A 20,846-nucleotide genomic window follows, 5' to 3' on the forward strand; every position below is an offset into this window, starting at 1 on the left:
CCGCACGACTGCTCACGGGCATGCCCGTCGATGACCTTCACGGTCGTCGGCGGGCATGCCCGTCGCACATGAGGGACGTGTGCCCGTGATCTCGACAATCCTGCTCGCGCAGGGGCATGACCTGCTCGCGCAAGGCCCCGACTGGATCAAGTTCGACGTCGCCGCATTCCTGGGCCAGTTCTGGAGCGACACCATCGACGGGCTCACCTACGGTGCGATCTACGCGCTCGTGGCGATGGGCTACACGATGGTCTACGGCGTGCTGCAGCTGATCAACTTCGCGCACTCCGAGGTCTTCATCGTCGGCGCCTACGCGGTGTTCTTCACCCTCTCCGCGCTCGGCTTCGGAACCTCGGCGCCCAACCTGAGCACCGCCGCGCTCGTCGGTGACCTGGTGCTCGCGATGCTCGTCGCGATGCTCGTCTCCGGGCTGGTGGCCGTACTCCTGGAACGGGTCGCGTACAGACCTCTGCGCAGACGCAACGCTCCCCGCCTCGCCTTCCTCATCACGGCGATCGGCGCCTCGTTCGCGATCCAGTACGCGATCTTCGCCTGGCGTGGGCCGAACCCCGAGCCCGCGATCATCATGTTCCGCCCCGAGCCCGTGTTCGACATCGGCGGCGTGATCATCACGAGCCAGCAGCTCGTCATCTTCGTCGCCGCCATCGTCCTGATGATCGTCACGGACCAGTTCGTCAACCGGACGCGGCTCGGCCGCGGACTGCGCGCCGTGGCCCAGGACCCCGACACCGCGACGCTGATGGGCGTCAACAAGGAACGGGTCATCGTGCTGACGTTCCTGATCGGCGGCATCCTCGCCGGCGCGGCCGCGCTGTTCTACATGATGCGGGTGCCGGCCGGTGCCCAGTTCAACGGCGGCTTCATCCTCGGCATCAAGGCGTTCGCCGCGGCGGTGCTCGGCGGCATCGGCAACATCCGCGGCGCCCTGCTCGGCGGTCTGCTCCTCGGCGTCATCGGCAACTACGGCGCCACGCTGTTCGGCAACGGGCAGTGGATCGACGTCGTCGCGTTCGTCGTGCTCGTCGCCATCCTGATGATCCGGCCGACCGGCATCCTCGGCGAGTCCCTGGGGAGGGCGCGGGTATGACGACCACCTCCGACCGGCCGAAGGCCTCGACGCCCGCGACCTCCGGGAAGATGTCGGTGCGCGACAGGTGGAACAGCCTGCCGCGCCCGCAGCAGTGGCTCTTGCTGATCCCGGTCGTCGTGCTGATCTACGCGCTGCCGGTGCTCAACCCGCCGCTGCTGACGACGGAGCCCGGCACCAACTTCCCGCTCGCGCTCTTCGACGCCGCCCGCTTCGCGCTCATCGCGATCGGCCTCAACGTCGTCGTCGGGCAGGCGGGTCTGCTCGACCTCGGCTACGTCGGCTTCTTCGCGATCGGTTCCTACGTCGCGGCGCTGCTGACCAGCCCCGACTCCGTGCTGTGGCACATCCCGTACCTGTGGACGCTGCCGCTGGCGATGGTCGTGACCATGTTCTTCGGACTGGTGCTGGGAGGGCCGACACTGCGACTACGCGGGGACTACCTGGCGATCGTCACGTTGGGGTTCGGTGAGATCGTCAGGCTCCTGGCGACGATCGTCGGACCCCTGAAGGGCCAGGTCGGCTTCCAGGGCGTGGGCAGCCCGCCCGGCACCAACTCCGAGGGCGACCCGATCTTCACGACGTCCAACGGCACCGCCTGGTACTGGCTCGTCGTGACGATCACGATCGCCATCCTGTTCCTGGTCGGCAACCTCGAGCGCAGCCGCGTCGGCCGCGCGTGGGTCGCGATCCGCGAGGACGAGGACGCCGCCGAGATCATGGGTGTCGCCACGATCCGCTTCAAGCTGTGGGCCTTCGTGATCGGCGCCGCGATCGGCGGCCTGTCGGGTGCGCTGTTCGCCGGGCAGGTCGGGTTCGTCAACAACCAGAAGTTCGACGTCCCCACCTCGGTGCTGTTCCTCGCCGCGGTCGTCCTCGGCGGCTCGGGCAACAAGGTCGGCGTGGTGCTGGGCGCGTTCGTCGTGTCCTACATCCCCAACCGTTTCGTCGAGCTCGCCGCCTACAAGTACCTGATCTTCGGCGTCGCGCTGATCATCCTGATGATGTTCCGCCCACAGGGCCTGCTCGGGGCCCGGCAGCGGCTGCTCGCCTACGGCAGGCAGGCGTACATGCGGCTGGTCGGCAGACCCGAACAGGTCAGCGCGGACAGCTCGCTACGCGGTGAAGGGGAGAAAGCCGGATGACCGACGAGACACGCTCCGCCGGCACGGAACCCGGCCGTCCCGGCAAGCACGCCGCGGACGCGGCGCCCGACACGAGCTCGGCGTCGACGGATGCGCCGGCTCCCCGGGCGGGCGAGGACACGACCGGGCCGTCGGACGCCGCGCACCCGGCCGACGACGTCGCGACGGTGGCCCTCGACGAGGCGACCCGCGAGCAGGCGGCCGAACGCGCCGACGAGCACATCGACAACCTCGCCGCCGAGGGCCCCGGCCTGATGCCCGACGGCGAGGGCAGCATCGTCGAGCAGCTCGCCCACATGAGCCCCGAGGAGCTCGCCGAACGCGAGGCCGAGGTCGCCGAGGTCGTCGCGCCCGACCGGGAGATCGCGGTCGAGGTCGGCGACACCCTGCTCGCCATGGACGAGGTCACCATGCGCTTCGGCGGTCTCGTCGCGCTCGACTCGGTGTCGTTCGGGATCCGCCGCGGCGAGATCCTCGGCCTCATCGGCCCCAACGGCGCCGGCAAGACGACGTGTTTCAACGCGCTCACCGGCGTCTACCGGCCGACGTCGGGGCGGGTGCTGCTCGAGGGCCAGCCCCTCGGCAGGCGGTCGCGCCACCAGATCACCCGGCTCGGCATCGCCCGCACCTTCCAGAACATCCGCCTCTTCGGTGAGATGACCGCGCTGGAGAACGTCGTCGTCGGTGCCGACGCCCGGCACAAGACGAGCGTCGTCGGCGCGTTGTTGCGGCTCCCGCGCCACCACCGCGAGGAGCGGGCGGCGATCGACCGGGCCATGGCCCTGCTGGAGTTCGTCGGCATCGCGGGCCGGGCCGCCGAGAAGGCCCGCAACCTGCCCTACGGCGACCAGCGCCGGCTGGAGATCGCCCGGGCGCTCGCGACGGAGCCCAAGCTGCTCTGTCTCGACGAGCCCGCCGCGGGCTTCAACCCCGCGGAGAAGGACAACCTCATGGGGTTGATCCACAAGATTCGCGAGGACGGCTACACGGTCCTGCTCATCGAGCACGACATGCGACTGGTCATGGGTGTCACCGACCGGATCGTGGTGCTCGAGTTCGGCCGCAAGATCGCCGAGGGTCTCCCCCACGAGATCCGCGAGAACCCGGCCGTCATCGCCGCCTACCTGGGGGTCCCCGACGATGCCACTGCTTGAGCTCGACGCGCTCAGCGCGCACTACGGGCGCATCCAGGCGCTCCACGACATCACCCTGCACGTCGACGAGGGCGAGATCGTCACCCTCATCGGGGCCAACGGTGCCGGCAAGACCACGACGATGCGCGTCATCTCCGGGATCCGGCCGGTGTCGTCGGGGGTGCTGCGTTTCGACGGGCAGGACGTCAGCTCGTTGCGGGCCGACCTGCGCGTGGTCCGCGGCATCTCCCAGTCCCCCGAGGGCCGTGGCGTGTTCCCCGGCATGACGGTGCTGGAGAACCTCGACATGGGCGCCTACACCCGCAAGGACCGCAAGTCCCTGGGTGAGGACCTGGACCGGGTGTTCGAACTGTTCCCGCGGCTCGCCGAACGCCGGACCCAGGCGGGCGGCACCCTGTCCGGCGGGGAGCAGCAGATGCTCGCCATCGGGCGGGCACTCATGGCCAAGCCCCGGCTGCTGCTGCTCGACGAACCGTCGATGGGCCTCGCACCGCAGTTCATCCAGCAGATCTTCCGGATCATCACGGAGATCAACTCACAAGGTGTGACGGTGCTGCTGGTCGAGCAGAACGCCCAGCAGGCGCTGCAGCGCGCGCACCGCGCCTACGTCATCGAGACGGGGCGGATCACGAAGTCGGGCACCGGGGAGGAGCTCCTGGCCGACCCGGCGATCAAGGAGGCGTACCTGGGCGTGGCCTGACCGCCCTGTTCCGGACTCACGCGCGAGCAGTGAGTGGACAGCGACGCCGCCGGGGTCATGGACCCCGGCGGCGTCGTCGCGTCAGGCGTGCGCGGTCACGTGGACTCGGCGAGCCCCCCGACGACCGCGTCGGCGACCGCTCTCATCGTGGTACGACGGTCCATCGCAGTCCGCTGGATCCAGCGGAACGCCTCCGGCTCGGTCATCTTCTGCTTGGTCATCAACAGGCCCTTGGCCCGGTCGACGACCTTGCGGGTCTCCAGACGCTCCGACAGCGTGGCGACCTCGTCCTCGAGGGCGCGCTTCTCGGCGAACCGGGACACGGCCAGCTCGATGGCCGGGACCAGCTCGTGACGGGCGAACGGCTTCACTAGGTACGCCATCGCACCGGCGTCACGGGCCCGCTCGATGAGGTCGCGCTGGCTGAACGCCGTGAGCATGACGACCGGTGCGATCCGCTCCTCGACGATCGCGCCCGCCGCCTCGATGCCGTCCATCTTGGGCATCTTGATGTCCATGATCACGAGGTCGGGCTTGAGGGTGCGGGCCATGTCGATCGCGGCCGCGCCGTCGCCGGCCTCGCCCGCGATCTGGTAGCCCTCCTCGGAGAGCATCTCGGTCAGGTCGAGCCGGATCAACGCCTCGTCCTCGGCCACGAGCACCCGCCAGCCCGGGGCGGGTCCCGCCGCCTGTGCGGCGTCGTGGCCGTCCTCGGAAACCTGCTGAGCCACCGGGTCACTCCTTCAGCGTGGGGCGATTGCGAAGGGGCAAGGTTATCGGGCTAGGCTTCGGGCCCGGCGAACGATCTCGCTTTCGTGTTCGGAGACACGTCGCCGCGGGCGCCCCCGTAGCCCAATCGGCAGAGGCAGCGGACTCAAAATCCGCCCAGTGTGCGTTCGAGTCGCACCGGGGGCACCACTCTTCTCGTCAACACCCTTTCCCGGGCCGGCCCGCGAGCGCGTCGCGGCGTGGTTCGAGTGGGTTTCCGAGTGCCCCGACGCGCCCACCGTCGCGCCCGTCGTGACGGCGTGGTGGGCCGCCCGGGTGCGGCGTGTGGGACGCTCGGTGACGCGGCCGTCACGGTGAATGTGGGCTCGGCAGACGGGTGACCTGCGCGGATCGCGTCCACCTCGGCGAATTCGGTTCGACTTCACCCGTTCAGTGGCCAACCTCAGGGCTTCTCGCTGCCCGATTCACCCACACGCACCTCATCCGCCTCGTCCGTGGACCGACGCTGTGTAACGCCCCGGTCACGGCCGTCGAAGTCACGTGCGCAGTCCCGCTCCCCACGTGACTGAAATGCGGATTGAGAGAGACATGACTTCACATCGAGCAGCCTCCCCTGCGCGCCCGGCACGCCGACGATGGACGCGTACCCGCCGGCGTCAGACGTTCGTCGCCGCCGCGGCGGTCGCCATCGGCGCCGGTTTCGCCATCCACGGCGTCGCGGCCGCGGCCCCGCAGACGCTCAGCGTCGGCGCCGCCGGCTCGTACAAGACGATCCAGTCGGCGCTCGACGCGGCGAAGGCCGGCGACACCGTCGAGGTGTCGGCCGGGACCTACGCGGAGGCGTTGCGGTTCCCGACCAGCGGCAGCGCCGCGGCCGGCTGGATCACGTTGCGCAGCAAGGCCGGCGCGAAGGTCGTCGTCGACGGCAAGAACACCCTCAAGAGCGGCAACGGGCTCGTGAGCCTCGACAACCGCTCCTACATCAGGATCAGCGGGCTGACGATCACGAACTCCCCGACGCACGGCATCTACGGCAACCAGGCGTCGAACATCCGGATCTCCGACACCGAGGTGTCGCACACCCGCAACGGCGGGCTGGTGCTGCTCAACGGCGCCGACGCCGTCATCGACGGCAACGACGTCCACCACACCAACCAGGCGGGCACGTCGGCGTCCAACGAGGCGATGAGCCTGGTCAACTACGACACCGTCGACATCAGGAACAACGAGGTGCACGACAGCGGCGAGGAGGGCATCGACGTCAAGTACGAGACCCGCAACGCTCTCGTGCACGGCAACCGCGTCTACAACAACCGCGGCCCGAACATCTACGCCGACTCCGTCCACGACGTGAAGATCTTCGACAACGTCGTGACCGGCGCGACGAACACCTCGAAGCCGGGGATTCTCGTGGCGGTCGAGTCGTACTCGCCCACGAAGCGCCTGTCGAACGTCGACATCTACAACAACGTGCTGACCGGCAACGCCGGCGGCGGCATCGGGCTGTGGAAGGAGGGCAGCGGCACGATGTCGAACATCCGCATCCTGAACAACGTCGCGTACGGCAACAAGCGCGCCGGGATCGTGTTCAGCACCAGCGGGTTCAGCGGCACGAACGTCATCCGCAACAACATCCTGACGGGCAACCCGTCGGCGATCAGCGGTGGCACCGGCGGCTTCACCCTCGACCACAACCTGACCACGGGTAACGCGAAGTTCGTCGATGCCGCGGGCGGGGACTTCCACCTCCTGACCGGCTCCCCCGCGATCGACGCGGGCGTGGCGACGCTGGCCCCGACGGTCGACATCGCGGGCACGGCGCGGGCCAAGGGCGCGGCCGTCGACCTGGGCGTCTACGAGCGCTGACCGCCGCGGTCGCCGCGGTCGCCGTGGTCGGCCAGGGCCGCGGCGACCGCGCCGGCACCGTCGTCGTCCACGATGGCGGCGGCGAGGCGGGCGGCGGTGCGGCGGAACTCGGGCCGGGTCGTCGCGTCGGTGATGCGTTCGGCGAGTGCCGCGGCGGTGAGCCGGGCCTGCGGCAGCGGTTCGGGTCCGACGCCGAGCGCGCGGGCGCGGGCCGCCCACAGCGGCTGGTCGGCGTAGACGGGCACGGTCACGACGGGCACGCCCGCGGTGAACGCGGCGCCGGCCGTGCCCGCTCCCCCGTGGTGCACGACGGCGGCCATCCGCGGGAAGAGCCAGGCGTGCGGCACGTGGTCGACGAGGCAGACCCGGTCGGAGCTCACCTCCAAGCCGGCCCAGCCGCGGTGGACGACGGCCCGGATCCCGGTGCGGCCCACGACGTCGGCGACGATCGCGGACAGTTCGGCGCCGCGACCGTGGCCCATGGAGCCGAAACCGAGGTAGACCGGGGCCGGGCCGTCGTCGAGGAACGTGGCGAGCTCGGGCGCCGGGGTCCAGTCGTCGGGGACGACGGGGTGCCAGTAGCCGACGACGTCGAGGCCGGGCCGCCAGTCGGCCGGCCGGGGCAGCACGTGCGGGCTCCAGCCGTGCCAGACGCGCCAGCGCTGCCGCTCGAGGGCGCGCGCGGTGGCGGCCGCGGACCGGCGGGGCAGCCCGAGCCGGGACCGGACCCGGGCGGAGGCCCGGTGGAACGGCACGGCCGAGCGGAGCGCGACGCGACCGGCGAGGAGGTTGCCGACGCCGCCGAGGGACCGGGCGGTGTGCAGCAGCATCGGCGGGAACTCGCGGGTGGGTTCGATCGGCTGGCTGAACAGCCCCGCGCTCGGGATGCCGAGCCCCTCGGCCACGTCGACCCCGAACATCGCGGTCACGTTGCACAGCAACAGGTCTGCGTGCTGGGCGGCGTCGACGAGGTCGTCGGCGGTGGACTCGAGGTAGGACGTCAGCGCGTCGGCCTGGGCGGCGAGGGCCCTCGGCGACGTCCGCCACCCGCTGGGGAGGTCGGAGATGGTGCGGGCGTCGCCCGCGAGTGGGGCGAACCCGATGCCACCGGCGTGGACGTCGTCGGCGAACTCCGGGTTGGCGGCGACGGTGACGTCGAGACCGTCGGCGGCGAGCCTGCGCCCGAGCCCGACGAACCCCACGACGTCCCCGCGCGACCCCAGCGCAGCGATCAGCACCCGCACGCCCTGCCCCCGTCCGTCGGCCCTGCCACCGATCATGCCCGGTGACCGGTCCGGACCGGCGCGCCGCCCCGACACGCCGCACGTCGAGGACCTCGCGGTCCCGTACGGTCTCGGAGGGTCCCGTTCCGGAGGGATCCTCGGTACTTTCACGTCCGTCGACGAGGAGGTCGTGGTGGGCAGCATCTCCGTGTTCCTGGTCGACGACCACGAGATCGTCCGCCGCGGTGTGGCGCACCTGCTCGACCGTGAGGACGACGTGACCGTCGTCGGCGAGGCCGCGTCGGCGGCCGAGGCGCTGGCGCGGATACCGGCGGTGCGCCCCGACGTCGCGGTGCTCGACGTGCGGCTGCCCGACGGCGAGGGCATCGGCGTGTGCCGCGACATCCGCTCGCTGCTCGACCCTCCCCCGGCCTGCCTGATACTCACCTCGTTCAGCGACGACCAGGCGTTGTTCGGGGCGGTCGTCGCCGGTGCGGCGGGGTACCTGCTCAAGGACGTCGCGGGGGCCGGGCTCGTGGCGGCGGTGCGGACCGCCGCCGCGGGCGGCAGCCTGATCGACCCGGAGACGGCGGCCCGCGCGGTGGAGCGGCTGCGCACCCCGTCCGATCCGCGGTACGACTCGTTGTCGCCGCAGGAGCGGCGCATCCTCGACCTCATCGCGCTGGGGCTGACCAACCGCCAGATCGGCGACGAGCTGTTCCTCGCGGAGAAGACCGTCAAGAACTACGTGTCGTCGCTGCTGCACAAGCTGGGGTTCGCGCGGCGCACGGAGGCGGCGGTGTACGCGGCGGGGCGGCGACGGCCCGGGCAGCTCCCCCCGACCGACGGGCGTCACTGACGGCCACGGCGTGAGATCGTCGTCGGCCATGGAGGCCACGCACCCGGCCACGAGCTCCGCTGCCGACGGGGGGCACGTCGAACTGCGGGTGCACGGGGTGGCGGGCACCCCGCCCGCGGTGATGCTGCAGCTCGTCCCGCCGGTGCGGGTCGACCGGCCCGACGACACGGGCCCCGACGCCGACGGGGCGATCTCGGAGTGGCGGCGCCCGCCGGAGCGGCCGGGGCTGCGGGCGTGGTCGTGGGGCTCGTTGACGTCGGGCCGCTGGTACCAGGCGTTCTACGTGGTGCTGCTGCCGTTCATGCTGGCCAACGTCGCGGGCTGGGCGTTGCTCGCGGGTCCCGACTCCCCCGCCGCGGCGGGGGTGCCGGCGCGCCGAGGTGCCCGGGTGCGGGCCGGGGTACTGCTGGTGCGGCTCGCCGGCGTACTGGTGACGGTCGTGTTCGTGCTGTGGGCGCAGCTGATCGTCGCGGACCTGGCGGCCTACCAGTGGCTGGTGCGCCGGCTCGGGACCCCGGTGTGGACGGTGGGTGCCGGTCTGCTGGGGGCGACGGGTGTGCTGCTGGTCGTGGTGTGGCTGAGCCGGATCCGGCAGCGGCCCACGACGCGGCACGTCGATCCGTGGTCGGTGTGGACGGACCCGGCGGGCCGGGTGTCGCTGCACCACGACCAGCGCCCGATGTGGGACAGCCCCGGCATCAACGTGGCGCTGCGCCGGCTGCACCTGGGGGCGGCGCTGGGCGTCGTCGGACTGATCGGGTCGTGGCCGGGCGCGGGACGCTCCGGGGTGTGGGACGTGCTGAGCCGCACCGGGTTCTGGGCGGCGACCGCCGGACTGGTGGTGGTCGCGGTGCTGCTGTGCGCGGTCAGCCTGGCCGACGGGGCGCCGGGTCACGTGGGCGGTGGCCGCGGGCGGGGGCTGCCGCCGGCCGTGCTGGTCCGGCACGGCTCGTGGCCGTTGCCGACGGTCGCGGTCGCGCTGGCGGCGGTGTCGTCGGCAGGGATCACGCCGGAGTGGGTGGCGGCGACACCGTTCCTGCCCGCGATCCGGGGGTCGGCGCTGTGGCTGACGGCGGGGCTGCTGCTGGTCGTGGCGGCGGTCGCCGTGGCGGGCGGGCCCGGGCGGCGTCGCGACGGCCGCGCCCGGCACGCGGACCTGCGGCGGGCGAACGCGCCCGCGATCCTGCTCGGCGCGGCGGCGACGGGGGCCGCGCTGGGTGCCGGGCTCGCCGAGCAGGTCGCGCGGCTGGCCGGCGGCGGCCGGGCCGGCGGGCTGGTCGTCGGTGAGGCCGTCGGCTGGATGGCGGTGGCGTTCACGACGATCCTCGCCGCGACCGGGCTCGTCGTCGCGTTCGCGTGGCTGGCGCTGCGGTTCGTCGCGGTGGGCGGGCGCCGGACGCTGCCCGCGCCGGTGGCGTTGCGCGCGTTGACGATCCGCGCGTCGTGGTTGACGGCGTTGCTCACGGTGCTGGGTGTGGCGGTCGCGGGCACCGGGGTCGGGGCGGCGCTGGCGCGCGGTGAGCTGCCGCCGGTCACGTCGATACCGCCGGTGGTGTCGACGGGTGTCGTCGTGGCCCTCGCGGTGCCGGCACTGGCGGGGGTCGTCGCGGCGGCCCGGCACCGCCGGTTCGGCCCCGCCGGGTGGGCGGGCCTCGCGCTGGTGGTCGCCGGGGTGAGCGCGCTGGTGGTCGTGGCGCTGCGGGAGGGCTGGTCGGCGCAGCTGCTGGGGGTGCCGGTGCCGCCGCGCAGCTTCGCCGACCTGTCGCTGGCGCTGGCCGTCGTGTTGCCGACGCTGGTCCTGCTGTGGCGCATGTACGCGGCGGCCCGCAGCGTCGCGGTGCGCCGGGGAATCGGGGTGCTGTGGGACGTCGGCACGTTCTGGCCGCGCTGGTTCCATCCGCTGGCCCCGCCGACGTACTCCGACCGCGCCGTCACGGGCCTCGCGCAGCGGGTCGCCGCCGCTGCCGGCCCTGGTGAGCCGCTGGTCGTCGCCGCCCACAGCCAGGGCTCGGTCATCGCGGGCACGGCGCTGCTGCTGGCGCCCGCGCCGCTGGGCCCGGTCGCGCTGTTCACGTTCGGCTCGCCCTGGCACCACCTCTACGGCGAGTTCTTCCCCGCGTACTTCGACGCGGCGGCGACGACGGCGCTGGACCGCAGGCTCGGGGGTCGCTGGCGCAACCTGTGGCGCGACACCGACCCGGTCGGCGGCCCCGTCGACGACCTGATCGACGAGCCGGGGGCGCAGTCGGGTGCGGACCCGGGCGTCGACCCCGGTGTCGACCTGGCGCCGCTGGCCGACCCGCACGACCGCGTGCACGGGGACTACTGGCTGGAACCGCAGTACGACGCCGCCGTCGCCCGGCTGGTCCGTTCGGTGCGCCGCGACGAACGGGCCCGCGTCACCCTGCAGGACGACCCGCGGGAACAGAACGTCCGGTCTACCCGTTGACCCAGCCATGGCGACAGTTGAACTGACCACCGACAACTTCGACGAGGTCGTCGGCGGACCCGGGACCGTGTTCGTCGACTTCTGGGCGAGCTGGTGCGGGCCGTGCCGTCAGTTCGGGCCGGTGTTCGAACAGGCCTCGGAGAAGCACGGCGACATCACGTTCGCGAAGGTCGACACCGAGGCGCAGGTCGAGCTCGCGCAGGCCTTCGGCATCTCGTCGATCCCGACGGTGATGGCGGTGCGCGACGGCCTGGTGATCTACGCCGAGCCCGGTGCGCTGCCCGCGCCCGCGTTCGAGGACCTCATCGGGAAGGTGCGCGAGGTCGACATGGACAAGGTCCGTGCGGCCGTCGCGGAGCAGCAGGCGCAGGCAGGCGACGGCGAGCCCACCGCCTGACCCGCACCCACCACGACGACAGGCCCCGGGACCATGGTCCCGGGGCTGTCGCACGTCGGGGGTCAGCCGACGCGGGCGGAACCGGGGCCGGGCTCGTCGAGCTCGCCGGCGACGCCCTCGGCCGCGCGGCGCAGCAGCGGCACGGCGCGGTGGATGAGGGCGTCGGTCATCCGGGGCGAGGGGCCGGAGATCGAGAACGCGGCCCGGGGCGCGCGCCCGGGCACCGCGACGGCGACACAGCGGACGCCGATCTCCTGCTCCTCGTTGTCGACCGAGTAGCCGGTCTCGCGGATCCGGGCGAGCTCGGCGTGGAAGGCGTCGAGCGTGACGATGGTGTGGCTGGTCTGCGGTGTCATCGCCGAGCCGCGGACGATCACGTCGGCCTGCTCGCGCGGCATGAGCGCGAGCATCGCCTTGCCGACCGCGGTGCAGTGCACCTGGGCCCGCCGGCCGACCTCGGTGAACATCCGCATGGAGTGCGTCCCGGGGACCTGCGCGGTGTAGACGACGTGGTCGCCGTCGAGCATCGCGAGGTTGGCGCTCTCGCCGATCTCGTCGACGAGGTCGCGCAGGTAGGGCATCGCCCAGGTGCCGAGCAGCCGGGAGGCGTGCTCACCGAGGCGCATCAGGCGCGGGCCCAGCGCGTACTCCCGCGACGGCTGCTGCCGGACGTAGCCGAGGTCGACGAGCGTGCGGACGAGCCGGTGGATGGTCGGGAGCGGCAGGCCGAGGCGCGCGGCGAGCTGTGAGAGCCCCGCCGTGCCGCCGAGGTCGCTCATCGCCTCGAGCAGCTCGAAGGTCCGCTCGACCGACTGCACGCGCCCGCTGCCGCGCTCCGGCGCCGGTTCGGTCTGTCTGGGCATCTCGGATCCCGCCTGTCGCCGCACCGTCGCCGTGACCGGCCGCAGGTGCGGGCCGTCTTCCGCCATCCGGAACGATACCGACCCGCTCAGGGGGTCGACCGTCCTACTCCCTCTCGCATTTCGAAACCGTACCTCCGCATCGCGGATTTTTGTCGCCACTGCTGCGCGTCTGACAACGCCGGGCGCTCGGTCCTGCGCGACGTGGCGCTCAGGCGAGGCGACACAGGTCACACGGATGCCTTGGGCGGCAACGCCTTCGGCCTCGCGGGACCCGTTCTGCCTGGTCGCAGGTTTGACACGGTTCGAGACCCAGCCCTACAGTTCTCGCTACACAGAAGTTTTCTTCCGTAATACGGAAGTCTGGAGGAACCAGCGGATCATGGCCGTCCCCCCGATGCGCTACCTGCCCAACTGCTCGCTGCTGTTCGCCGAGCTCCCGCTCCTCGACCGGCCCGCCGCTGCCAAGGCAGCCGGGTTCGACGCGGTCGAGTTCTGGTGGCCCTTCGCCGAACCCGCCCCCGCCGACGCCGAGGTCGACGCGTTCGTCAGCGCGATCACCGACGCAGGCGTCGCCCTCGTCGGCCTGAACTTCTTCGCCGGCGACCTGGCCGGACCGGACGCCGGCGTGCTGTCCGTCCCGTCGCGCTCGGGCGAGTGGCGCGACAACGTCGCCGTCGCCGCGTCGATCGCCGAGCGTCTGGACGTGCGCGGCCTCAACGCGCTCTACGGCGTCCGCGTCGACGACGCAACCCCCGCCGAGCAGGACGACCTCGCCATCGAGAACCTGGTGTTCGCCGCGGAGGCCGTCGAGGCCGCCGGTGCCACCGTGCTGATCGAGCCGCTCAGCGGCCCGAAGCCCTACCCGCTGCGCACGGCCGCCGACGCCGTCGGCGTCGTCGAGAAGGTGCGGGCCGCGGGGGCCGCCAACGTCGGCTTCCTGTTCGACCTGTTCCACCTGGCCGGCAACGGCGACGACCTCGACGCCGCGATCACCGCGCACTTCGGCGACATCGCGCACGTCCAGATCGCCGACGTACCCGGCCGCGGCGAGCCGGGCTCCGGCGACCTGGACCTGGTGAGCCGGCTGCAGGCCCTGCAGGACAAGGGCTACGACGGCTGGGTGTCGCTGGAGTACACGCCGTCGGCCGGTGACACCGCCGCGAGCCTCGACTGGCTGCCGCGCTCGCAGCGCGGCGCCGCCTGACCACCCGACCCCCGGACACAGGAAGACACGAACATGGGCACGCAGACCACCGTCGCATTCATCGGCCTCGGCATCATGGGCAAGCCGATGTCGATCAACCTCGTGAAGGCGGGCTTCGACGTCGTCGGCTACAACCTCTCCCCGGGCCCCATCGAGGCGCTCGTCGCCGCCGGCGGCCGGGGCGCGGGCAGCATCGCCGAGGCCGTCAAGGGCGCCGACGCCGTCGCCGTCATGGTTCCCGACTCCCCCGACGTCGAGGAGGTCCTGACCGGCGCGGACGGCGTGTTCGACAACGCCGCCGAGGGCGCCCTGGTCATCGACTTCTCGACGATCCTGCCCGACGTCTCGCGCCGCATGGCCGCGGTCGGCGCCGAGCGTGGCCTGCGCGTCCTGGACGCCCCGGTCTCCGGTGGCGAGGCCGGCGCCGTCGAAGGCGTCCTGTCGATCATGGTCGGCGGCGAGAAGGACGTGTTCGAGGCCGCCCGGCCGGTCCTCGACGCCGTCGGCAGCACGGTCGTGCTGGTCGGCCCCGCGGGCTCGGGCCAGACCGTCAAGGCCGCCAACCAGCTGATCGTCGCGGGCAACATCGAGCTGCTCGCCGAGGCGATCGTCTTCCTCGAGGCGCACGGCGTCGACACCGAGGCGGGCGTCACCGTCCTCGGCGGCGGGCTGGCCGGCAGCACCGTGCTGGAGCGCAAGGCGGGCAACATGCTCCGGCGCGAGTTCGCGCCCGGCTTCCGCATCGCCCTGCACCACAAGGACATGAAGATCGTGACCGACGCCGCGCGCGCCGCCGGAGTGGTGATCCCGCTCGGGTCGCACGTCGCGCAGCTCATCGCCTCGCTCGACGCGCAGGGCCACGGCGGTCTCGACCACTCGGCGCTGTTCACGACCGTCGAAGCGCTCTCCGGCCGCGCCGGCTCCTGATTCCCTGGGAAGGACACGTCATGGCTCGCACGAGAACCGTCGACGCGGCGGTCGCGATCCTGCGCCGCGAAGGCATCACCAACCTGTTCGGGCTGCCCGGTGCGGCGATCAACCCGTTCTACTCGGCGGTCCGCGCCGACGGGGCGCTGCGCCACACGCTGGCCCGCCACGTCGAGGGTGCGGCCCACATGGCCGAGGGCTACACCCGCGCCGCGCCGGGGAACATCGGCGTCTGCGTCGGCACCTCCGGCCCCGCCGGCACCGACATGATCACGGGCCTGTACTCCGCGGCGGCGGACTCGATCCCGATCCTGTGCATCACCGGCCAGGCGCCGGTGGCGAAGCTGCACAAGGAGGACTTCCAGGCCGTCGACATCGCGTCGATCGCCGCGCCGCTCACCAAGATGGCGGTCACGGTCCTCGAACCGGCGCAGGTTCCCGGGGTGTTCGCGCAGGCGTTCCACCTGATGCGCTCGGGTCGTCCCGGACCGGTCCTGATCGACCTGCCCATCGACGTCCAGCTCGCCGAGATCGAGTTCGACATCGACTCCTACGAGCCGCTGCCGGTCTACAAGCCGGCCGCGAGCCGCGCCCAGATCGACAGGGCCCTCGACATGCTGGCCGCCGCCGAGCGCCCGGTCGTCGTCGCCGGCGGTGGCATCATCAACGCCGACGCCGCCGACCTGCTCGTCGAGTTCGCCGAGCTCACCGGCACCCCGGTCGTCCCGACGCTCATGGGCTGGGGCTCGATCCCCGACGACCACCCGCTGATGGCGGGCATGGCGGGCATCCAGACCTCGCACCGCTACGGCAACGCGACCATGCTCGCGTCGGACTTCGTGCTCGGGATCGGCAACCGATGGGCCAACCGCCACACCGGCGACCTCGACAGCTACACGGCGGGCCGCACGTTCGTCCACGTCGACATCGAGCCGACCCAGATCGGGCGCGTCTTCGCCCCCGACCTCGGCATCACCTCCGACGCCAAGGCCGCCCTCGAACTGTTCGTCGAGGCCGCCCGCGAGCGCGCCGCCGGTGCGGGACTGCCCGACCGCTCCGCGTGGGCCGGTGAGTGCAGCGACCGCAAGGCCACCATGCTGCGCAAGACCCACTACGACCAGGTGCCGATCAAGCCGCACCGGGTCTACGAGGAGATGAACCGGACGCTCGGGCCCGACACCCGCTACGTCACGACCATCGGCCTGTCCCAGATCGCGGCCGCGCAGCTGCTGCACGTCTACAAGCCGCGCAACTGGATCAACGCTGGGCAGGCGGGCCCGCTGGGCTGGACCGTCCCGGCCGCGCTCGGTGTCGTCGCCGCCGACCCGACGCAGGACGTCGTCGCCATCTCGGGCGACTACGACTTCCAGTTCATGATCGAGGAGCTGGCCGTCGGCGCGCAGTTCGGCCTGCCCTACGTCCACGTCCTGGTGAACAACGCCTACCTGGGCCTGATCCGGCAGGCGCAGCGCAACTTCGACATGGACTTCTGCGTCCAGCTCTCGTTCGACAACATCAACGCCGACGACGACGCGCTGCCCGGCCTCAAGGGCTACGGCGTCGACCACGTCAAGGTCGCCGAGGGCCTGGGCTGCAAGGCGATCCGCGTGTTCTCACCCGACGGCATCGGGCCCGCGCTGGTCGAGGCGCGCCGACTGGCCGACGAGCACAAGGTCCCGGTGATCGTCGAGATCGTGCTCGAGCGCGTCACCGACATCGCCATGGGCACCGCGCTCGACGCCATGAACGAGTTCGACGGCGTCACCTCCGACACCGCCGAGGCGCCGACGAGCGTCGTCGGCCGGGCGTCCTGATGCGTGTCGTCGTCGCCCCGGACAAGTTCAAGGGCTCCCTGACCGCCGTCGAGGTGGCCGGGCACGTCCGGGCGGGTCTGCGCGCGGTCGCCCCGGCGGCCGACGTCGTCGCCCTGCCCGTGGCCGACGGCGGCGACGGCACCGTGGACGTGGCACTCGCCGCGGGGTTCGACGGCGTGCAGGTGACGGCGGCGGGCCCCACCGGCGAGCCCGTGACCACCCGCTGGGCCCGGCGCGGCGATCTCGCGATCGTCGAGATGGCCACCGTCTGCGGCCTGATGCGGCTTCCCGACGGCGGCCCGGACCCGTTGCGCGCCACCAGCGTCGGCCTCGGTGAGGCCGTCGGCGCGGCGCTGGCGGCGGGCTGCACGCGGATCGTGCTCGGCATCGGCGGCAGCGCCGGCACCGACGGCGGCGCCGGGATGCTGACGGCTCTGGGCGCTGTCGTCCTCGACGCCGACGCCCGGCCGCTGCGCCCGGGCGGGGCGGCACTGGCCGCAGCCGCGTCGCTGGACCTGTCGGGGCTCGACCCGCGGCTGGCCGACGTCGAGATCGTCGTGGCCTGCGACGTCGACAACCCGCTGTGCGGCCCGAGCGGGGCCGCCGCGGTGTACGGGCCGCAGAAGGGGGCGACCGGTGCCGACGTCGCGACCCTCGACGCCGCACTCGGTCACTGGGCCGACCTGGTGGCCGAAGCCACCGGATCCGACCACCGCGACGACGCCGGCGCCGGAGCCGCGGGCGGCGTCTCGTTCGCGGCGTGCGCCGTGCTCGGGGCGACCCTGCGGCCGGGCATCGACATCGTCCTCGACCTGCTGCGCTTCGCCGAGCAGCTCGCCGGTGCCGACCTCGTCGTCACCGGCGAGGGCGCGCTCGACGAGCAGACCCTCGCCGGCAAGGCCCCCGCCGGGGTCGCGGCCGCCGCCCGCGCGGCCGGCGTCCCCGTCGTCGCCGTCACCGGGCACACCACGCTCTCGCCCGACCGGCTCGCCGCGGCCGGGATCGAACGGGCCTACGCCCTGACCGACATCGAGCCCGACGTCTCACGGTGCATCGCCGAGGCCGGGCCGCTGCTGGAGGAACTGTCGCGGGGCCTGGCCGCCGACCGGCTCCCCCAGGTCGCCCCCGGCTGAGCCCCGGACGTTCCCGGCGGGCGGGCGCTCAGCGCGCGTCGTCGACGGGGCCGAACCGGTACCCGCTGCGCGCGGAGAACTGCGCCGTCACCGCGAACCGGTCGCCACGGACCAGCGTGTGCCGCCACTCCACCGCCCGCAGGCCCACCTTGCCGAGCCGTTCGATCGAGAACCCGGCGACGCCCGTCGGGATGCCGAGCAGCTCCCGCTCCGACGCCACCGGCACGACCGCACGGATGTGCTCCTCGCCGCCCGAGAGCCGGACGCCGCAGCGCTCGGCGTACTCGTCGTAGAGGGCGGTGTGGGTGAAGTCGACGTCGAGCAGCGGTGCGGCGAGCGACTCCGGCAGCCACACCCGGTCGACCGCCAGCGGTGACGCCCCGGCGAGGCGCAGCCGCTCCAGGTAGACCAGCGGCGTCGACTCCTCCAGGCCCATCCGGGCCGCGACCACTCCGTCCGCGCGCACGTCGAGGGTGCGCACGACGCTGCGCTGGCGCAGGCCCGTCGACTCCACCGACGCGAACAGGCTGTAGAGCGCGCCGAGGGGCTGCTCGATCTCGACGGGATCGGCCAGCCTGGGCGCGCGCCCGCGGGCGGCGACGACCGTGCCCTCGTCGCGCAGCCGGCGCAGCGCCTCACGGACGGTGTGGCGGCTGACACCGTACTCGGCCACGAGGGCGAGCTCGCCGGGGAACGCGGACGCGAACGCGCCGTCGCGCAGCCGTCGCCGCAGGTCGGCCAGCAGCTGCGACCACAGCGGCTCGGCGAGGGTGCGGTCGAGCGGGGCCGCCGCCAGCTCGCCGGTCGCGTTCATGCCGTGCCCCTCCCGCGGCCCGGTCTCTCCGCGCCCCTGCGGCTGCACGCTACCTGCGCGGTCTCGGCGACGTGGCCTTCGGTGACCGTGTCGGCGAGCACGGTCACCAACGGTGCGGGCGAGTCCCACCGTGCGACGCCGCGCACGGCACGGACCCACTCCACGCGCACCGCGTTGCACAGCAGCATGCCGTCGGCGGCGGCGAGATCGTCGAGACCGATCGGGACCACGTCGTAGGGCACCCGCATCGAGTCCAGCGCGTCGAGGACGGCCTGGCGGGCGGTTCCGGGCAGCAGCCTGCCGTCGAGGGGCGGCGTCGCGAGCCGCCCGTCGCGCACGACGGCGAGGCACGCCCGCGTCGCCTCCAGGACCGTGCCGTCGGCGCCGACGAGCAGCGGCACCGTGCCGGCCGGGACCGACCGCTCCAGCCCGTCGAGCCAGGCCCGGTCGGCGAACTTGTGCGGCAGACCCCCCGCCACGCGAACCGGGGTGAGGACGACGCCGGGCTGGTCGGCGGGCGGCACCGGCGCCTCGCACGGGGTCACGACGACCTGCACCTCGCCGGGACGCTCGGGCCGGGCGTCGACCCGGACCCGCGCGTACCCGGGGGTTCCGGCGGCCGCGACGCGGACGGCGGCGGCGACGTCGGCGCGCAGCGGGACGCCGTAGAGCTCCCAGAAGGAGCGGTGCAACCGGCGCAGGTGGTCGGCCAGGCGTCGCGGCTCACCGTCGACGGCGAGCAACGTCTCGAAGATCCCCTGCGCGGGGTCGGCGACGCCGGCACCGGGCGTCGCGGTGTCCGTCGGGACGGTGGTGCCGAGGGCCTGCAGCAGGGGCGCGGCCTTGGTGAGGCACTCGCGCCACTCCTCCGCGGGCGAGGAGTCGACGGTGACCCCTCCCCCGACGCCCAGGTGGGTGCGCCCGCCGGGCAGCACCTCCAGCGTCCGGATCGTCACGGCCAGCTCCAGACCCGCGAGCGGTGACGCGTAGCCCATCGCCCCGGTGAACAGCCCGCGCGCCACCGGCTCACGCTCCTCGATGATCTCGACGGCCCGGATCTTCGGCGCGCCCGTCACCGAGCCGGGCGGGAACGCGGCGGCGAGCAGCTCACCGTCGCCGACGCCCGGTGCCAGCTCGCCGCGGACCTCCGACACGAGGTGCCACACCCCCGGGTGCGGCTCGACGGCGAGCAGCCGCGGCACGGTGACGGTGCCGGTCGCGCAGACCCGCGACAGGTCGTTGCGCATCAGGTCGACGATCATGACGTTCTCGGCGGCGTCCTTGGCCGACGCGGCGAGGGCGGCGCGTTCGCGCTCGTCGGAGGCCGAGCCGGTGCGGGGGCGGGTGCCCTTGATCGGCTCGGTGCGCACCGTGCGCCCCGTCCGCCCTGCCCCGTCACGGTGCAGGAACACCTCGGGTGACGCGCCGACGGCGGTGCAGCGCGGGTCGGCGACGAACCCGGCCCGCGCGGGTCCGAGGGTCTCCCCCAGCCGCGCCCAGGCGTCGGCGGGTGAGCCGTGCAGCTGCAGGTCGAGCCGGGTCGCGATGTTGGCCTGGTAGATCTCGCCGCGCCGGATGGCCTGGACACAGTGTTCGACGACGGCGACGTGCTCCGCCCGGTCGGGGACGCGGATGACCTCCAGCCGCGCGGGGTCGAGGGCGGCGGGCCGGAGCAGGTCGGCGACGAGCTCGTCGCGGCGCAGGTCGGCGGCGGCCGCGTCGAACGAGGCGTCCACCAGTGCCTCGTACCACCAGCGCGTCCCGTCGTGGCGGAGTACATCGCGGTACCAGGCGAGCGACCAGGCGGGGACCTCGGCGTCGCCGTCCGTACCGGCACGGAAGGCGAGGTATCCGAACCAGCCGCCGCCGACGGCACCGGGCGCGTGGGCGTCCACACCGGACACCGCGGGCACGTCGCCCATCAGCGCGAACGGGTCGGCGCCGGGCGCGGGCCCGGGGCCGGGCGGGTCGCACGTCACCAGCGCGCCGCGCGACCAGCCGCCCGACCACGCCGTCACCCGGCTGCGATGCGCCAGCCTGCGGACGGCGTCGAACACGGAGAGGTCGTCGAGGGAACCGGGGAGCGGGCGTGCGTGCAGCCGCAGGACCGTCTCGCCCACTGGACCCTCCGCTCGTCGGCCGGACGGCCCCGGACGGGCGCCCTGGCGCGGCCCGGCGACCCGGGACGAGTCCGCCGACGGCCGCGCGTGTCCATTCTCCACCGCCGGTCCGGTGACACGACACGGCAGGGGGCCGCGGTCGACGTCCCCGAACGGAGCACCGACCACCCGGTCGGGTGGACCACGGATCCGGCGGTAACGCCGCTTCGGGGACAGACCGATACGACCATCGGAGTGATCTCCGGAAGGCTACCGAAACGCAACCTGGACAGGGCGTCTCCGGGGCGTCGGCCTGCGATCATCTTCCGGTGGACCGTCCGGTCCGACGGTCGCGGCGACGA

At 73.1% G+C, this 20,846-nt stretch carries 17 protein-coding genes and 1 tRNA gene; 13 read left to right on the plus strand and 5 right to left on the minus strand.

The window, feature by feature from the left end:
* Window positions 1-79 precede the first annotated feature (79 nt).
* From PSU4_RS18495 to PSU4_RS18510, 4 genes are all read left to right on the plus strand, one after another.
* The gene (locus PSU4_RS18495) at window positions 80-1,108 is read left to right on the plus strand and encodes a branched-chain amino acid ABC transporter permease (protein WP_186817040.1); all 1,029 of its coding nucleotides are present in this window, start codon (window positions 80-82) and stop codon (window positions 1,106-1,108) included.
* Entirely contained in the window at window positions 1,105-2,253 is a 1,149-nt protein-coding gene (locus tag PSU4_RS18500) for a branched-chain amino acid ABC transporter permease (RefSeq protein WP_147109974.1), read from the plus strand. The genes PSU4_RS18495 and PSU4_RS18500 overlap by 4 nt, the downstream gene beginning before the upstream one ends.
* A gap of 254 nt (window positions 2,254-2,507) precedes the next feature.
* Complete coding sequence (locus tag PSU4_RS18505; RefSeq protein ID WP_147110022.1) at window positions 2,508-3,407, plus strand: ABC transporter ATP-binding protein; 900 nt, start codon at window positions 2,508-2,510, stop codon at window positions 3,405-3,407.
* Window positions 3,394-4,107 carry an ABC transporter ATP-binding protein gene (locus PSU4_RS18510; protein WP_147109976.1) on the plus strand — a complete coding sequence of 238 codons (714 nt, stop codon included), beginning with the start codon at window positions 3,394-3,396 and terminating at the stop codon, window positions 4,105-4,107. The genes PSU4_RS18505 and PSU4_RS18510 overlap by 14 nt, the downstream gene beginning before the upstream one ends.
* 95 nt (window positions 4,108-4,202) lie before the next feature.
* Here PSU4_RS18510 and PSU4_RS18515 read toward each other — a convergent pair whose 3' ends face one another.
* Window positions 4,203-4,838 carry an ANTAR domain-containing response regulator gene (locus PSU4_RS18515; RefSeq protein ID WP_246115199.1) on the minus strand — a complete coding sequence of 212 codons (636 nt, stop codon included), beginning with the start codon at window positions 4,836-4,838 and terminating at the stop codon, window positions 4,203-4,205.
* 110 nt (window positions 4,839-4,948) lie between these two features.
* On the opposite strand from PSU4_RS18515, the gene PSU4_RS18520 reads away from it, so the two are divergent.
* Together PSU4_RS18520 and PSU4_RS18525 are read left to right on the plus strand one after the other, a co-directional pair.
* Window positions 4,949-5,025, plus strand: a tRNA-Leu gene (locus tag PSU4_RS18520).
* Between the two features lie 399 nt (window positions 5,026-5,424).
* The gene (locus PSU4_RS18525; RefSeq protein ID WP_147109978.1) at window positions 5,425-6,702 is read left to right on the plus strand and encodes a right-handed parallel beta-helix repeat-containing protein; all 1,278 of its coding nucleotides are present in this window, start codon (window positions 5,425-5,427) and stop codon (window positions 6,700-6,702) included.
* Here the strand turns inward: PSU4_RS18525 and PSU4_RS18530 are convergent.
* Entirely contained in the window at window positions 6,690-7,982 is a 1,293-nt protein-coding gene (locus PSU4_RS18530) for a glycosyltransferase (protein ID WP_186817041.1), read from the minus strand. The genes PSU4_RS18525 and PSU4_RS18530 overlap by 13 nt on opposite strands.
* A gap of 136 nt (window positions 7,983-8,118) precedes the next feature.
* On the opposite strand from PSU4_RS18530, the gene PSU4_RS18535 reads away from it, so the two are divergent.
* The 3 genes from PSU4_RS18535 to PSU4_RS18545 are packed head-to-tail and all read left to right on the plus strand — an operon-like array spanning window position 8,119 to window position 11,630.
* Entirely contained in the window at window positions 8,119-8,784 is a 666-nt protein-coding gene (locus tag PSU4_RS18535; protein WP_246115200.1) for a response regulator, read from the plus strand.
* 28 nt (window positions 8,785-8,812) lie between these two features.
* Window positions 8,813-11,233 (plus strand): hypothetical protein, encoded by a 2,421-nt coding sequence (locus PSU4_RS18540; protein ID WP_147109984.1) that lies wholly within the window; start codon window positions 8,813-8,815, stop codon window positions 11,231-11,233.
* 7 nt (window positions 11,234-11,240) lie between these two features.
* Window positions 11,241-11,630 carry a thioredoxin family protein gene (locus PSU4_RS18545; protein ID WP_147109986.1) on the plus strand — a complete coding sequence of 130 codons (390 nt, stop codon included), beginning with the start codon at window positions 11,241-11,243 and terminating at the stop codon, window positions 11,628-11,630.
* A 62-nt stretch (window positions 11,631-11,692) separates the two neighbouring features.
* Here the strand turns inward: PSU4_RS18545 and PSU4_RS18550 are convergent, their stop codons facing one another.
* On the minus strand, window positions 11,693-12,493 hold the full coding sequence (locus PSU4_RS18550) for an IclR family transcriptional regulator (RefSeq protein ID WP_147109988.1): 801 nt from the start codon (window positions 12,491-12,493) through the stop codon (window positions 11,693-11,695).
* 379 nt (window positions 12,494-12,872) lie between these two features.
* On the opposite strand from PSU4_RS18550, the gene PSU4_RS18555 reads away from it, so the two are divergent.
* The 4 genes from PSU4_RS18555 to PSU4_RS18570 are packed head-to-tail and all read left to right on the plus strand — an operon-like array spanning window position 12,873 to window position 17,571.
* A complete protein-coding gene (locus PSU4_RS18555; RefSeq protein WP_147109990.1) occupies window positions 12,873-13,697 on the plus strand; it encodes a hydroxypyruvate isomerase family protein in 825 nt (274 codons plus the stop codon).
* A 33-nt stretch (window positions 13,698-13,730) separates the two neighbouring features.
* Window positions 13,731-14,624: a 2-hydroxy-3-oxopropionate reductase gene (locus PSU4_RS18560; protein ID WP_147109993.1), complete on the plus strand. Its 894-nt coding sequence runs from the start codon at window positions 13,731-13,733 to the stop codon at window positions 14,622-14,624.
* Between the two features lie 20 nt (window positions 14,625-14,644).
* Complete coding sequence (gene gcl, locus PSU4_RS18565; protein ID WP_147109995.1) at window positions 14,645-16,438, plus strand: glyoxylate carboligase; 1,794 nt, start codon at window positions 14,645-14,647, stop codon at window positions 16,436-16,438.
* Window positions 16,438-17,571, plus strand: coding sequence for a glycerate kinase (locus PSU4_RS18570; protein ID WP_147109997.1), 1,134 nt, complete (start codon window positions 16,438-16,440; stop codon window positions 17,569-17,571). Before gcl ends, PSU4_RS18570 begins: the two co-directional genes overlap by 1 nt.
* 28 nt (window positions 17,572-17,599) lie before the next feature.
* Here PSU4_RS18570 and PSU4_RS18575 read toward each other — a convergent pair whose 3' ends face one another.
* Together PSU4_RS18575 and PSU4_RS18580 are read right to left on the minus strand one after the other, a co-directional pair.
* Entirely contained in the window at window positions 17,600-18,385 is a 786-nt protein-coding gene (locus tag PSU4_RS18575) for a GntR family transcriptional regulator (RefSeq protein ID WP_147109999.1), read from the minus strand.
* Complete coding sequence (locus PSU4_RS18580; protein WP_147110001.1) at window positions 18,382-20,505, minus strand: aminodeoxychorismate synthase component I; 2,124 nt, start codon at window positions 20,503-20,505, stop codon at window positions 18,382-18,384. Before PSU4_RS18580 ends, PSU4_RS18575 begins: the two co-directional genes overlap by 4 nt.
* Window positions 20,506-20,846: the final 341 nt, after the last annotated feature.

The organism is Pseudonocardia sulfidoxydans NBRC 16205, assembly GCF_007989085.1.
GTDB lineage: Bacteria > Actinomycetota > Actinomycetes > Mycobacteriales > Pseudonocardiaceae > Pseudonocardia > Pseudonocardia sulfidoxydans.